The sequence below is a fragment of the Exiguobacterium sp. 9-2 genome, assembly GCF_036287235.1.
Taxonomy (GTDB): domain Bacteria; phylum Bacillota; class Bacilli; order Exiguobacteriales; family Exiguobacteriaceae; genus Exiguobacterium_A.
The window spans coordinates 300,874-314,395 of the sequence record NZ_CP142850.1 but is presented as its reverse complement, the minus strand read 5'-3'; the positions used below and the strand labels follow the sequence as shown (position 1 = coordinate 314,395).

Genomic DNA, 13,522 nt, shown 5'->3' with positions numbered 1-13,522 from the left:
TTCATGCGTACTCATTTATTCTTATTTGGAGGCGGTCCTCCATTTACACCGAATTTGCAAAAACGGTTTGCTGCATTAACGAATGGTGGTCCGGTCGCGATTCTGTATGTCCCACGTACTGGTAAGGACTGGGTGACCTACGCCTCGATTTATACGGAAGCGTTGCAGGAAGAGGGTATTTCGTCCTTCGTCCATCTACCACTGTCTGACGCGCCAACGGATGAACAGCTCGCGCAACTACAGCAATGTCAAGGGATCATCATCTCCGGTGGCGAGACCGAATTGTATCAGCAATACTTGGTCGCGACACCGATTGGTGACATCATCCAGTCGCGTTTCGTAAACAGTGTTCCGGTCGCTGGCTTTTCTGCCGGTGCCCTCGTTTCGCCTGAACGGTGCGTGATTCCGGAGATTGACCAACGCGACAATCGACGCCTTCGCTTGCCTGGTCTTGCCCTGCTGAAAGACGCGGTCGTCTGTGTGCATTACGAGACGTGGGGTGAAGCCGCCCACCTCGTGCAATCCTTTACGGAAGAAGGCACGAGCCGTGCCTTCGGACTTGCTGACGCAAGCGGGATCTATCTGTGCGATCAGTACCTGATCGAAACAGAAGGAACCGATCCCGTCGTGTTATCGCGGAGTCCTGTCAAATGACGGCGATCGTCCCTGCTGTCAAAGGCATCATCATTCACGAGCAACGTCTCCTGATCGTCCGCCGTGCTGTTGCTGACTTCGGCGGCGGAACATGGGAATGTCCAGGTGGAAAGATCGACTTCGGTGAACTGCCGCTCGACAGTCTTGTTCGCGAGATGAAAGAAGAGACACAGTTGACGGTTACGCCGGAGCGTCTACTCTATGCCTCGAGCTTCCTAACGCATCCCGATCGGCAAATCATTTTGTTGATGTACGTCTGCTCGACGAACCAGACGAGCGTTCAGTTATCCGCAGAACACGACGCTTATCTCTGGGCGGACGAAGAAATGATCCGTCAGTTGATCGCTCCAAATATTTTGGCTGATTTTGAGCGATATGATGTCTGGTCTCTCCTTAGTTGAACGTAATATACTGCCCTGTCCAACGCTCTCGTCAGACAAGACAGTATTTTTTTTCATTACCGGACAGTTGTCGTGTTTTTAAAGTAATGAACAGGGAATCCCTTAAATATATCTATCGTATACATTATTAAGGGGGAATCTTTCATGGACCGTCAAGCCGAAAAACGAAAAAGTAAGATGCCGTTCTTCATCATTCTTGTCATTGCCATCTTTGTCATCGTTGCTGCTGCGTTGATCATTTATGTCACGTCTGAACCAAAAGAAGAGACACAAGCACTTATGACACATCTTGCGACTGTCCTTCCGATTTACGTGAACTAGATTCACAAGACCTTTACACAAGTCGTACAACGCCTTCATACATGTTGAGCTATCTCCTCCCGATAGGAATACGGGAGGAGATGTTTTATGCCAAAGAAAAAACGATTACTGGCACAACAATTAAATGGATGGCTGATTCCGATCGTCGCCATCGGACTGATCGTGATCAGTGGTCTGAGTGTTTACGCGTCGTACCAACAATCCGTCGCAGCAACTGAGGAACGGCTGATGCGCGAATTAACGATGTTTGACGTGAACGTCCGGGCAACGTTTCTCGCATATCCGAATGACGCAACAGACCGTACGCGTGCCATTAAACGATTGCAACAGCAACAGCGAACCGACTTATCACGTGATGACTACACGACTCGCTTTCAGAGCCTGAACACGAGTGAGGCGTTCCGACCGTTGACACTCGACCCAGCAAAACGGAAACAACTACTACAGCATTTAAAAACAGCTCGTACATATGCCTTTTCAAATCAAGACCAGTTTCTTGTCGCGATGACGATTCCGGAACTTGATGACGTCATCTTGCTGACGACCGATCGCGATAAATTAATCGCTCCTGCTCGAGATTTAGCTTGGACACTCATCTGGGTGAGCGTGATCACACTTGTCAGCATCAGCCTCTTGATCCGCTGGCGAATTCAACGACAACTAGCACCGTTATCGAAACTCGCTCTACAGATTGAAGAAGCCCATGCGAAGCGATCGTATCGTCCGTTAACACTTAAGACGACGACCTTTGAGTTACAACAGCTCACGTTTCAATACAATCAATTGATGCAACAGATTGGGGATTTGACGGTCGAGATGCAACAAGCCAGTCAGGAACTTGAATCCGTCCAGCCCCACTTTTCATCGCATTTATCCGCGATGGATGAATCGGTGCATGCCGTCGATGAAGTCGCCGGTTCCTTACTTGCGCAATCGACGCAGATGAATCAGACGATCATCGCCTCCACACGTTTGACTGCCCAAGGACACGATGCGTTAAGCGAAATGCAAACGACACTTCTGAACAGCCAACGTGCCGTAACTCGTTTTCAACAGACTGTTCAGACGAATCACACGACACTTGGGACATTACAACAAGAAAGCTACTTGCTGAAGGAACAATCCGCGACGACAGAGCAAATCTTGCAACAGACCTCACATCTACAGCAGCAGATGGAGACCTCAATTTCCCACATCCAGCGTGTCGCTGAAGAGACGCGCCGCCTATCGCTAAATGCGCTGATCGAGGCAACTCGTGCCGGCGAAGCCGGTCGTGGCTTCACGGTCGTGGCCAAGGAAGTCGAAAGACTAGCGATCGATATCCGGACGAGTACGGGCCACATCCGTCAGGTCAATCAGACGTGGACGACAGGGCTCAATCAAGTCGAACAAGCGCTCTCGCAGATGACGGAACGGTTTCTCTCGACGTCACAACAGCTTGAGACGGCAACGGAGCACTTGCAACAGATGCTGACTGAAGCGACGACGATCGAGACGACACTGGGGACCGTCGAACACCAACGTCAAATCGTCGCAGAAGTCCAGTCGAATATGCAGGAACATCTACAATCTGTCCAAAAGTTGATGTCAGAGCTCTCGTCCTATAGCCAAGTACTCGGGGACCAAATGCAACACCACGTCATTCAGCAAACGGAATTGAAGACACATAGCGCGGTACTCGAGTCACGGATCAGTTCGTTGCAACAGACCGTTCGCTCGAGCGAATCGTCGTCTTAACAAAAAGAGCACCTGCCATTCCTGGCAAGCGCTCTTTTCCTCTGTTCTCAGCCGATATAACGTGCTTCCTTTTTATCGATGATATTGCGAATCCGGTTCTCCGTCACCTGATACTGCTCCGCCAGTTGACGAATCGTCTTCCCTTTTTCATATTGGGCGCGAATCGCTCGAATCTGGAATGATGACAGTGTCACATGTTGTTCTAATAAGAGATCAAACTCACCAAGTAGTTCGGTATACTGCTGATCAAATGAAGGCAACACGTCCAAGTTCGATAACTGATCGTCAGCTCGTTTACCGTTGCGTCGAACGAGTCGCGCTTCCGTGACGTCAACCGTCAGAAAAGCTTGCGCAACGAGTAGACCAACCTGCACTCGTTCTCCTCGCCCCCGTTGATAGAGCGTGACTTTCCGATATCCTTCTCGATTGAGCCGCGGTCGAAGCAAGACACCTTTTCGGCGTTGTCGGACGCCGCGACACGTCACGATTGTCCGATCAAGCGACCTTACGCGACCAAGTGACGAGACTTCATATATACCTACATAGCCGATGACGGCCTTCCATTGCTCTTGCATAGTTGTCCTCCTTCAGACAAGGACACGACGGGACTTCATACCTGAATTATACCAAATTACGAACAAACGTTCTAGTGATGTCACTCATCGGAATGTGCTATTCTTAGCAGAAAAAGGAAATGAGGTTCGTCCATGAAATTTGTTTTGTTACTTGGTCCCCAAGCAGTCGGAAAGATGACGATTGGTCAGGAAATCGAACGGTTGACGGAGATGAAAGTCTTCCATAACCACCAGACGATCGACTTGTTATTGCCTTATTTTGATTTCTCTGAACCCGCCCATCACCGCTTAAAAGATACGATTCGGCGCGAGATGTTCAAGGAAATGGCGAACAGTTCGCTCGAAGGTGTCCTGTTTACATTCCTCTGTCTATTCGGCGTCGAAGGTGGTGGTCTCGAGTTCATCGAAGAAACGGTTGAGTTGTTCGAACAAGCAGGTGCTGACGTCTATATCGTTGAACTGGATGCGCCGGTCGCGACCCGTCTGCACCGGAACACGACCGAAAACCGATTGACGCACAAAGTAACGAAGCGTGACCTCGCCGCTTCTGAACAAGACTTACGCGAGACGGCGGACGGATACCGGACACGCTCGCTACCAGGCGAATTGCCGGACGTCAATTATCTCTTTCTTGATACGGAACAGTTAAGTGCGCGTGAAAGCGCTGAAGCGATTTGCGACCATTTCAACTGGTCGAAAACAACGGTCTAATCACAAATAAGCCCCGTTCTGCTCAGCAGACGGGGCTCTAATGATGAAGTTCGCGTGCATATCGATTCGCCTGCAACTGAAATCCGTTCCGACGCCAGACCGTGTCACTGCCCGCTTCACTATAGACACGCTTCAGTAATAACGTCCGTGCGAGATAAGGCAAAATCGATGTCAAAGCTTCCGTGATGTACCCGTGCTGATCGTCTTCATCATTTGACGTATATCGCAGGCTTCCGATTGAATCATCCCATGTAAAAATAATCGTTCCAACGATCGTTTTCTCACGTATCGCATGCAACGTCCACTTACAACCCGATTCTTCATCCGTTGCTTCAACAAATAATCGTGACGTTTTAAAATCCGGATGCCGTCCTTGCATTCAGCTCTCCTCCTCGACCTCAAACGTTGCTGTCGCGTAAGCCTCTCCATTAATCAAAATCGTCAATGTGTGTGTACCAGGATAATGGACACGCGTCGTCATGTTCCGAAACGATTGGCGTCTTTCGACTTGTAAGACACCTTTAACTTCCCGCTCCCGCAGTTGAAACACCTTCCGACTCGTTCTGCGTTGTTTGACGTAATCGATCGCGTACTCCAAGCGTAAACGTTGTGGAACTGAACTCGTCACAGTGAACGAGAAGTCAAGCTCTCCACCAATCGTAACCGGCGAGACGACTAAATTTGTAATCTCGACCTCCCCTTGCGTAACGTGTCCGAATAACTGTAAGACTTCTGGATTTCCGCGTTTGAGTAACGTCCGGGAGGCGTGGCGCAAAATCCAGTCCGTGTTCGGATCTGTTCCTAAGTGACGTTCGATCCGCTCAATCAGATATTCCGGATGTGTCTTTGAAATATCGTTCAAGTGATTGGCGACACTTTTTCGGACGTAGAGTGACGGATCCTGTAGTAACGCGTCAAGAACCGGTAACGCCGGTCGCGGATCAGCAATCAGACTCGGAATCGCTTGTCCCCATGGCAGACGCGGTCGTGTCCCTTCCGACGCTAAGCGCCGAACATGTTCATCGTCTGATGTTGCCCACATGAGTGCTTGCTCGAGATAACGCTCTTGATCAGCGAGTAGAAAACGCCGGACAGCGAACTCAGACGTCGAATACGGCGTCAATTTAACGAGTGTCTCTAACGCAAGCTTCCAGTCAACGAGTGTTGCTGTCCGTTCGACATACTCGGGAAAAACGATCCCTGGTAATCCAGTAAACTGCGGTGCGAGTCGTTCCAGCTCCCCGATCGAGTCCGGAAACGGTGGCAGGACGGATTCTAGTGTCTCCGCAACACGACGGACGCGTTGTTTAAACGCAAGCTCTTCCCAGTCCTCCCGTTCGACTCGTCTGCGAAAATCTGATACATCGACCGCTTCTCCTAAGCCATCGAGCCAACTCGGTGAAAACACATCTTTAATCAAACTCATCCTACATCCAGTCCTCTCTTTGTACGCTCCAGTTTGAGCAATGTTTCCTTGCGTGCAAGTCCCCCGGCGTATCCACCTAAATCCCCATTCGTTCGAATGACCCGATGACATGGAATGATGATTGCTAGTTGATTTGTTCCGTTGGCTCGTGCGACAGCGCGAACAGCGGTTGGTTGACCAATTCGGATGGCCAGTTCCTGATACGAGATCGTCTCGCCACTCGGAATCCGTTCAAGTTCTTCCCAGACGCGGCGTTGAAAGGGCGTTCCGTACCGCATCAGTGGCGTCTGAAACAAGACCGGTTCTCCTTTGAAGTAACGACGGAGCTCCCCTTCAATCTGTTCAAAGATGGGTGACTCCCCAGGCACGATGACGGCACGCGCTTTTTGACGCAATTGTTCAATTTCCCGCTCAAGTCCCCGTCGATCGACGAATTCAAGGAGATGCAAGTGTTGTTCATCAGCAATCGCAAGCATCGAACCGAGTGGTGTATCGAGCCATTTCGCGCGCAAGACCTGTCCGTCAAAACGTGACGGTGCTTCCCCGAGCATCCGTGCTGACGCTTCACGAAAACCGCTGCTTGATTCATAGCCTCCTACTAACTGTCCTTCGATGACCGGCTTCCCAGTCCGAATCTCTTTCATCGCTAACCCCATCCGCCGTGCCCGAGCATAGGCAACGAACGTCATCCCGAATCGTTTCTTGAACTGGCGCCGTGCTGTTGATTCGTCCAAACCAAGTGCTCGGAAATCGGCTTCTTTAAACCGTTTATCTGGTTCCGCCTCGACTGCTTCGATCAAGCGTTGAATCGTACCGTGATCGCCGGGATAAGCGAGCGGATGACACCGTCTGCACGGTCGATAAGAGGCAAGCAATGCCTCTTGCGCCGTCTCGAAAAACTCACAGTTCTCCGCCTTCGGTTTTCGCGCTGGACACGTCGGACGGCAAAAAATACCGGTCGTCTTGACCCCGACAAAAAACGTTCCTTCGTACGTCGCGTCTCGTCGAACGAGTGCTTCATAATACGTGTGGTGTTCCATCGCTTTCCCCTCCTTTGTCTCTAGTATAACGGCTTGTCCAGTTACGATGTCGCCGAAAATCAGGCATTGATCTGTTTAAGATTCAGTTAAGAATTCTCCTCCTGTTTTCGAAAGGGACGACGTGCATACTACATGCTATACTCAACGGAAAGTAGGGTTTTCACGTTAGATTTCTTTAAAAGAAACACTTCACGGAATCGGTGATCTTCGGATTTCAATCAAAGAAGGAGCACAAGGCATCCAACTGATTTGCTCGAATGCGATTGAAACGATCTATACGCTAGAGGAACTAAACGCGTGACTGACGCCGTTCGGAACGTCTGACGCATCGCGTTCTTCCGGCGGTTCCGGTATCGGTCTGTCGATTGTTCAACAAAACATGGCGCGCCATCACGGAAGTGTCCAGCTCACTTCAGCAGACAAACGCTTTTCCGTCACGTGTCGTTTTCCGCGTCATTCATAAGTCAGCATCCGATGCTCTCGTCGGGTGCTTTTTTGGGCTAGGTTGTTACTTCTTAGACACTTCTTTGAAATTGGAATTCGATACACTAAAGACTGTTAGAAATTAGTTGTCGTTTTAAAGGAGTTGTTCGTGTCTTATGAAATCCTCGTCTCGTTCGATTACATATATGCCAGGGCTTGACGGCTTACGCGCTTTCGCTGTCCTGTCTGTCATTCTCTACCACTTATCTGTTTCATTCTTCTCTGGTGGTTTCCTCGGTGTTGATCTCTTTTTCGTCCTATCCGGTTACCTGATTACTGGTCTTTTGTTACGCGAGTGGCAAACGACCGGGCGCCTCGATTTGAAACGGTTTTGGATTCATCGTTTCCGTCGTTTGTTCCCAGCTCTATTCGTCATGCTGTTACTCGTTCTCGGATATGTAACCGTCTTTGAACGCGAGTTGTTACACACGGTTCGTCAAGATAGTGCCTTTGCGCTTATTTACGGAACGAACTGGTGGTATATCTTCCATGACGTTTCGTATTTCGAGTCGTTCGGGAAACCGTCACCGATTCAAAACCTTTGGTCGCTCGCGATCGAAGAACAGTTCTACCTGCTATTCCCGATCCTACTTTGGTTCGGCATGAAAAATCGTCGCCTGTTCCTTCAATTGATTGGTGTCGCGATCGGCGCATCCGTGCTCGCGATGGCGATTCAATTCACACCGGGTGAGGATCCGAGTCGTGTCTACTACGGTACCGATACACGATTATTCGCCTTATTGATCGGGAGCTTGCTCGCGTTCGCGTGGCAACCGACCCGCTTTAAGATTGATATCCCAAAACGTGGTGTTCGATTGTTGAATCAAACAGGTGCTGTCACGTTGCCACTCTTACTTTTACTGATGGTTGTCACGAGTGAGTTCGGAAGCTTTTTATACCGCGGTGGCTTTTTCATCGTTTCGCTCCTTGCCGCCCTATTGATTGCTACGATCGCCCATCCGGCGTCGATTTGGAGTCGTTGGTTTGCGCATCCATCACTTATTGCGATCGGCAAACGGTCGTACGGCTTATATCTATGGCATTTTCCCGTCATCACGTTGCTGACACCGGTCGAGCAGATTGGAACATTCTCGGTACTACGGACTATATTGATCATAGTTATTCTTGTTGCGTTAACAGAAGCGTCGTATCGCTTCATCGAGCGTCCGATTCGTCAACACGGATTGTCTGGTTACTTGAAGCGTTTATCGCTACATCCGCAACAGTTACGTCAGTTCTCAACGGTACAGTGGGCGAGTGTTGCCGTGTTGACGATCCTTATCGTCAGCTTCATTGGTAACTTATCGATTCTTGCTGTTTCCGATACACCGAAGCCAGAACCCGCCTTCCATAAGATAGCGGCGCCAAAAGAAAAACCGAAACCGGTCTTCAAACCGACGACACCGAAAGCAAAACCTGATCAACGAAAAATTTGTCGACCGACGCTTGCGATTGGTGACTCCGTCCTGCTCGGTGTCGAAGATTATCTCGGCAGTACACTCAAACAACTGACGATTGATGCGAAACTCGGTCGACAGCTACGAGAAGCGATTCCGCTAAGTGAGCAGTATGCGTCGTACAATCAACATGGACGCCAAGTCATCCTCCATCTTGGAACGAACGGCAGCTTCCGCAAAGATCAGTTGAATAGCTTACTCGACCAATTTGCAAATGCCGATCACGTCTATCTCGTCACAGCACGGGTGCCACGCCCGTGGGAAGCAGAAGTCAATCAGATGTTACGAGAGGCATCAAAGCGGAAACGGGTCGAACTGATCGACTGGCATGCCACTGCTATCAAACACCCATCTTATTTTGAAGCGGATGGTGTTCATTTGAATATTAAGGGCGCCCGGGCCTATTCGAAGATTCTTGCGAAAGCAACGAATTGCGCCGTTTCGATAAAATAAAATCACGACAAACAAGGTAGCGGAACTATCCGCTACCTTGTTTTTTTTGTGTTCACCCTGTCGCAAGTAGTCCAAGGTAGATCAGACTGACACTAAGAAGGCTCAGCAAGACACCCAATGCATGTCGCCTGAATCCGAGTAAGAGCAGTGGTAAGGTGGCAATCCCAATCATCAAGACCCACCCGTCCCCTGCTGGACCACTGACCGGTAGTTGACCTAACGTCGGTTGTTCCAAACGACTGAGTGATGCACTTGCCATGAACAGAAGGATTAAAATAATACTCTCCATCCGGAGTAACGGACGCGGATCGTATGTCGAGTCGAAACGTAACCGACGCCGGACAAGTGTGCCATTACAAAAGGCGTAGAACAAAAGCGGCAACAACAAAAGATGCTTCAGCAACATGGCTTGACCGTATGGCACGCCCCATAGATTCGGATAACGTTCAAGCGGAATCGCCAGTTGCATCAGCAACAGACCTGACAGAATGACACCGGTAAAAGCAATCCGAGCAAACGGACTGAACCAGTTTAAAAAGGCGGACCAATGCTCGGTCGAACGGGCACCAACAGCTACCCAAAACACAACACCGATCCAAGCCGTCACACATAAAAAGTGACTGAACTGAAGCGTCCACCCAAGCGCCCCGTATTTCGCTGCGGCATGACTCGTTCCTGCAATGCCAATCCATATCGGGATCGTCAAGAGTGCGAGTAGGACGGACCGATGTTTTCGCCAAGCAAGTACGATCAATAGGAGTAAGACAGCGAAGTAAACGACAAGAAACATCCGACCGATATGCAAAAATAATCCTGTCCGTAGAGCCTCCGTCATCGTTTGCGTCGAAAGCAGAAAACGAACGGCACCGATGACCGGGATACTTGTTCCAAGAACAAGCATCCCAAGCCCCGCCACCGCCCACGACGTACCGTCCATTAATGGCGGTTTGTGTTTCGTTGAGATGAAGCGTAATACCAAATAACCCATCCAAATCGCTCCACCCATGTAGACAAGTAGTTCTCCTAGAAACGCACTCATATCGAACGACGACGGAATAAGAGAAGTAAGACGATGCTGACTAATAGTCCACCAACAATCCAAGGAAGAAGCGTCGGAACGAGTCCTTTTGAAACAGGTTCAGCTTCTGGGACGACCGCTGCCTTTGTTTCCATTGGCTCTGCTTTTTCAACTGTACTTGCTTCAGTTGTCGCGGCACCCATCACTGTAAATCCGATCGTTCCTTTCACGGGATGACCATCATCTGAAATCGATGCCCATTTAATCGTGTACTGTCCTTTTTTCAATGGTTTCGAGACGACGGCACTGAGTTCATTCCCGATGATGAGCGGTTTCGCAAGCGGCTGTTCGACACCGTTCGTATCCACTACACGTAAGGTACTCGTCTTTTCGACAGCCTCACTAAACGTCAAGCGGATTCGATCGACGGGCTCTGATAACACCGCTCCTTCTGCCGGATTGGAACTTTTGAGGCTCGTGTGTGCTTCAACGGAGATGGGAAGCAGACAAATGAGGAATAGAAGTGCAAATCGGATGATACGCATGTCGTTTACCTCCTTTCTGCTTGATGTGTATAAGAAAACCCGCTGTTTCCAGCGGGTCGTCCTTTATTGTTGCGGGCGACGACGGAGTGCGAAGAATCCAAGGATCGATGCTGCTGCAATACCAAGCAATGACCACACGATACCTGTCGTCGATGATGCTTCTTGCATACCACCGAGACCAGTGTTCGGCATTCCAGATGGTGCACCTTTGAATTTATCTGGGAACTGATCGACGATTGCTGTCGCTGTTCCTTCCCCTACGCCGTACATATGCGCGTACGCTTCGCGAATCGCTGGGTACGTTTTGTCGTAATCTTTTTCATTGTAGCTATTGAAGGCGAGTAAGAGTTGGTCAATATGGACCTTCAACCCTTCTTCCAAATCTTTTGCTTTCAAGCGTCCTTCCGTTGCTGCATCGAGGAATGCAGCTTGTTCGACACGGTACTCATCGAGTTCTTTTACAGCCATGTCGCGTGCTTGATCATCTTTTGCACCTGTTGCTTTGACGTAGTCGACGAAGTAGCCGATATGGCTCGACCAGATTTTCTTGAATTGTTGTGCTGCTTCACTGCCGTAAACGGAACCGATTGAAGCCGACAAGTCATCTGTATTTTGACTCAAGGCACCGGCTGCCGCGTCAAAGTCCTTTGCACCGTCAATCCCTTTTTGCATCGCGAGCACCGCAAGCGCTGCGTGCTCTGAGAAGTTCCGGTTGAGCCCGGCACGAAGATCGGCTGCTGGTGTATCGACTTTCGTATTTTTGAATTTGTCCGGATACTGATCAACGATCGCACCAGATAATCCTTCTCCGACCATATACATATGCTCGATTGCTTCACGTAGATTGCTGTAGGCAGCGTCATAATCACCAGCAACGTAACTATCAAACGATGTTAACAATTGCGTGATGTGGACTTTGAGCCCCTCTTCGAGATCTGCTGCTTTCAATCGCCCGCCTGTTGCTTTATCAAGGAATGCAGCCTGCTCGACACGGTATTCATCCAAATCTTTTAATGCTTTTTGTTTAGCATCTTCATCTTTTGCTCCAGTTGCTTTGACGTAATCGACGAAGTAACCGATGTGGCTCGACCAGATATCTTTAAACGCTTTTCCTGCATCGTCACCGTAGACAGAACCGACAGCTGCCGCTAAATCATCCGTATTTTGATTCAATGCGCCTGCTGCTTGTTCAAAATCTTTTTTACCATCAATTCCTTTTTGCATCGCGACGACTGCGAGATATGCGTGTTCAGATAGAATTTGATCGAGTGTCGCTCGCAGATCCGATGCTGGAGAGGAGACATCTAGTGAGACTTTTCCTGAACTGTGAGACATCTTACTATGGTCCTCATGACCATGTGCACTGACACCTGCTGCTGGAATCAACAATGCGGCACTTAGCGGAACAGCGAGATACGACTTTTTCATCTTCATCTTATGAACACCCCTTTGATTTTTTGGACTTCACATAGATAACGTATGGAGTTCATAAATGGTTTTATCTTTTTACATTTTTTATTTAAAATATTTTTTAATTAGAAATAAACTTATGTAGTACTTTCATTATTTTTAGTTTTTATTTACTCATTTCACGAAACAGCTGACTTATTTTCTAATCAATTCATTAGAATCTTCTTATAACCGCATCTTTTATTTTTTAGAACAGGAGTGAAATCATGAAACGAATCGTCATTGGCGCATTGCTCGCTTCCCTCGTCGTCTCGCAAGCAGTTGGACCTGTCGAAGCAAAAAGTAAATCGAAGAAGAAACCTGTCGTGCAAGTCGATCGAGACAAAAATGGCATCCCGGATGCTTGGCAAAAACAATATCATTTGGGATATGGAAAACAAGTCGCAACAAAAGATCACGATCGCGATGGTCTAACGAATGCACAAGAGTATCAACTTCGCCTCACTCCAACAAAATCAGATTCGGATCGTGACGGAATCAAGGATGGAAAAGAGGATGCGGACCGCGACTCTCTTACGAACCAACAAGAATACACAGCGCACTTGAACCCATTGAAAAAGGACTCTGATCAAGATGGTATTTCTGATGATAAAGAAGACCAAGATCAAGATCGATTGACGACACGAGAAGAATTCATCGTGAGTACGCAGCCACTAAAAAATGATTCAGATCGTGACGGCATCAAAGATAATGAAGAAGACCGGGATCGAGATACGCTTATCAACGAAGATGAATTTGAACTCGGTTCCGATCCGACAAAAGCCGATAGCGATCAGGATGGAACACGAGATGATCAGGAAGATACGGATCAAGACGGCGTTCGAAATAATCAAGAACTCAAGCGGATCATGATCAAAGTAACGGATACGAACAAGAAAAAGTTCGAGTGGCGCTATAGTAATGAACATCAACGGAAAGAGTTGCGCTTTAAAGACGAAATCGGTATCACTGACGTTGCGACGTTAAAAGATCGCCTCCTCGTCACACCATCGATGACAGAAGAAGAAGTAATAACGTTAATCGCACAGGCACTTCAATTACCGAACATCAAAACGGTACACGTCCAAGTCAAGTTCTATAATGGACAGGAACTCGAATCGGAAGATGAGCACTCGGATGACGACGGTACATCGGCTGATTCCGGGGATGATGAAGGAGATGACGATTCCGACGATCATGGAGATGATCATGGCGATCATGATGAGGAGGATTAAGAATATATGCTAAAAAG

15 protein-coding genes are annotated in these 13,522 nt (G+C 48.7%); 8 read left to right on the top strand and 7 right to left on the bottom strand.

What is annotated here, in order from left to right:
• Positions 1-3: 3 nt before the first annotated feature.
• The 4 genes from VJ374_RS01745 to VJ374_RS01730 all read left to right on the top strand — a co-directional run bounded on the left by VJ374_RS01745 (position 4) and on the right by VJ374_RS01730 (position 3,113).
• The gene (locus tag VJ374_RS01745; protein ID WP_329469901.1) at positions 4-654 is read left to right on the top strand and encodes a Type 1 glutamine amidotransferase-like domain-containing protein; all 651 of its coding nucleotides are present in this window, start codon (positions 4-6) and stop codon (positions 652-654) included.
• The gene (locus VJ374_RS01740; RefSeq protein ID WP_035411230.1) at positions 651-1,055 is read left to right on the top strand and encodes an NUDIX hydrolase; all 405 of its coding nucleotides are present in this window, start codon (positions 651-653) and stop codon (positions 1,053-1,055) included. Before VJ374_RS01745 ends, VJ374_RS01740 begins: the two co-directional genes overlap by 4 nt.
• 144 nt (positions 1,056-1,199) lie before the next feature.
• Positions 1,200-1,376 (top strand): hypothetical protein, encoded by a 177-nt coding sequence (locus VJ374_RS01735; protein WP_023466867.1) that lies wholly within the window; start codon positions 1,200-1,202, stop codon positions 1,374-1,376.
• A gap of 87 nt (positions 1,377-1,463) precedes the next feature.
• A complete protein-coding gene (locus tag VJ374_RS01730; RefSeq protein WP_329469900.1) occupies positions 1,464-3,113 on the top strand; it encodes a methyl-accepting chemotaxis protein in 1,650 nt (549 codons plus the stop codon).
• Positions 3,114-3,160: 47 nt separating this feature from the next.
• On the opposite strand, the gene VJ374_RS01725 is transcribed toward VJ374_RS01730, so the two are convergent.
• Positions 3,161-3,688, bottom strand: a complete 528-nt coding sequence (locus tag VJ374_RS01725) for an NUMOD4 domain-containing protein (RefSeq protein WP_052019130.1) — start codon at positions 3,686-3,688, stop codon at positions 3,161-3,163.
• A 132-nt stretch (positions 3,689-3,820) separates the two neighbouring features.
• On the opposite strand from VJ374_RS01725, the gene VJ374_RS01720 reads away from it, so the two are divergent.
• The gene (locus tag VJ374_RS01720) at positions 3,821-4,399 is read left to right on the top strand and encodes an AAA family ATPase (RefSeq protein ID WP_174315936.1); all 579 of its coding nucleotides are present in this window, start codon (positions 3,821-3,823) and stop codon (positions 4,397-4,399) included.
• Positions 4,400-4,436: 37 nt separating this feature from the next.
• Here the strand turns inward: VJ374_RS01720 and VJ374_RS01715 are convergent, their stop codons facing one another.
• Genes VJ374_RS01715 through VJ374_RS01705 form a run of 3 tightly spaced genes read right to left on the bottom strand, consistent with a single transcriptional unit; the run spans position 4,437 to position 6,865 of the window.
• A complete protein-coding gene (locus VJ374_RS01715; protein WP_329469897.1) occupies positions 4,437-4,778 on the bottom strand; it encodes a GNAT family N-acetyltransferase in 342 nt (113 codons plus the stop codon).
• Positions 4,779-5,825: a DNA alkylation repair protein gene (locus tag VJ374_RS01710; RefSeq protein ID WP_329469894.1), complete on the bottom strand. Its 1,047-nt coding sequence runs from the start codon at positions 5,823-5,825 to the stop codon at positions 4,779-4,781.
• On the bottom strand, positions 5,822-6,865 hold the full coding sequence (locus VJ374_RS01705; protein WP_329469892.1) for a bifunctional transcriptional activator/DNA repair enzyme AdaA: 1,044 nt from the start codon (positions 6,863-6,865) through the stop codon (positions 5,822-5,824). Before VJ374_RS01705 ends, VJ374_RS01710 begins: the two co-directional genes overlap by 4 nt.
• A gap of 301 nt (positions 6,866-7,166) precedes the next feature.
• Between VJ374_RS01705 and VJ374_RS15975 the strand changes: the two genes are divergently transcribed.
• Both VJ374_RS15975 and VJ374_RS01700 read left to right on the top strand, forming a co-directional pair.
• A complete protein-coding gene (locus VJ374_RS15975; protein ID WP_442899604.1) occupies positions 7,167-7,328 on the top strand; it encodes an ATP-binding protein in 162 nt (53 codons plus the stop codon).
• A 136-nt stretch (positions 7,329-7,464) separates the two neighbouring features.
• Positions 7,465-9,258: an acyltransferase family protein gene (locus tag VJ374_RS01700; RefSeq protein ID WP_329469890.1), complete on the top strand. Its 1,794-nt coding sequence runs from the start codon at positions 7,465-7,467 to the stop codon at positions 9,256-9,258.
• 52 nt (positions 9,259-9,310) lie between these two features.
• Here the strand turns inward: VJ374_RS01700 and VJ374_RS01695 are convergent, their stop codons facing one another.
• The 3 genes from VJ374_RS01695 to VJ374_RS01685 form a co-directional block, all read right to left on the bottom strand.
• A complete protein-coding gene (locus VJ374_RS01695) occupies positions 9,311-10,246 on the bottom strand; it encodes a copper resistance D family protein (RefSeq protein WP_329469889.1) in 936 nt (311 codons plus the stop codon).
• 47 nt (positions 10,247-10,293) lie between these two features.
• Positions 10,294-10,821 carry a copper resistance CopC family protein gene (locus VJ374_RS01690; RefSeq protein ID WP_329469887.1) on the bottom strand — a complete coding sequence of 176 codons (528 nt, stop codon included), beginning with the start codon at positions 10,819-10,821 and terminating at the stop codon, positions 10,294-10,296.
• Between the two features lie 63 nt (positions 10,822-10,884).
• The gene (locus VJ374_RS01685) at positions 10,885-12,255 is read right to left on the bottom strand and encodes a copper amine oxidase (RefSeq protein WP_329469886.1); all 1,371 of its coding nucleotides are present in this window, start codon (positions 12,253-12,255) and stop codon (positions 10,885-10,887) included.
• A gap of 242 nt (positions 12,256-12,497) precedes the next feature.
• On the opposite strand from VJ374_RS01685, the gene VJ374_RS01680 reads away from it, so the two are divergent.
• Positions 12,498-13,505, top strand: coding sequence for a hypothetical protein (locus VJ374_RS01680; RefSeq protein ID WP_329469885.1), 1,008 nt, complete (start codon positions 12,498-12,500; stop codon positions 13,503-13,505).
• Positions 13,506-13,522 lie beyond the last annotated feature (17 nt).

Coding starts and splice junctions, on each gene's coding strand:
- VJ374_RS01745 (WP_329469901.1), top strand. CDS start 4: ATGCGTACTCATTTATTCTTATTTGGAGGCGGTCCTCCATTTACACCG.
- VJ374_RS01740 (WP_035411230.1), top strand. CDS start 651: ATGACGGCGATCGTCCCTGCTGTCAAAGGCATCATCATTCACGAGCAA.
- VJ374_RS01735 (WP_023466867.1), top strand. CDS start 1,200: ATGGACCGTCAAGCCGAAAAACGAAAAAGTAAGATGCCGTTCTTCATC.
- VJ374_RS01730 (WP_329469900.1), top strand. CDS start 1,464: ATGCCAAAGAAAAAACGATTACTGGCACAACAATTAAATGGATGGCTG.
- VJ374_RS01725 (WP_052019130.1), bottom strand. CDS start 3,688: ATGCAAGAGCAATGGAAGGCCGTCATCGGCTATGTAGGTATATATGAA.
- VJ374_RS01720 (WP_174315936.1), top strand. CDS start 3,821: ATGAAATTTGTTTTGTTACTTGGTCCCCAAGCAGTCGGAAAGATGACG.
- VJ374_RS01715 (WP_329469897.1), bottom strand. CDS start 4,778: ATGCAAGGACGGCATCCGGATTTTAAAACGTCACGATTATTTGTTGAA.
- VJ374_RS01710 (WP_329469894.1), bottom strand. CDS start 5,825: ATGAGTTTGATTAAAGATGTGTTTTCACCGAGTTGGCTCGATGGCTTA.
- VJ374_RS01705 (WP_329469892.1), bottom strand. CDS start 6,865: ATGGAACACCACACGTATTATGAAGCACTCGTTCGACGAGACGCGACG.
- VJ374_RS01700 (WP_329469890.1), top strand. CDS start 7,465: ATGAAATCCTCGTCTCGTTCGATTACATATATGCCAGGGCTTGACGGC.
- VJ374_RS01695 (WP_329469889.1), bottom strand. CDS start 10,246: ATGGGTTATTTGGTATTACGCTTCATCTCAACGAAACACAAACCGCCA.
- VJ374_RS01690 (WP_329469887.1), bottom strand. CDS start 10,821: ATGCGTATCATCCGATTTGCACTTCTATTCCTCATTTGTCTGCTTCCC.
- VJ374_RS01685 (WP_329469886.1), bottom strand. CDS start 12,255: ATGAAGATGAAAAAGTCGTATCTCGCTGTTCCGCTAAGTGCCGCATTG.
- VJ374_RS01680 (WP_329469885.1), top strand. CDS start 12,498: ATGAAACGAATCGTCATTGGCGCATTGCTCGCTTCCCTCGTCGTCTCG.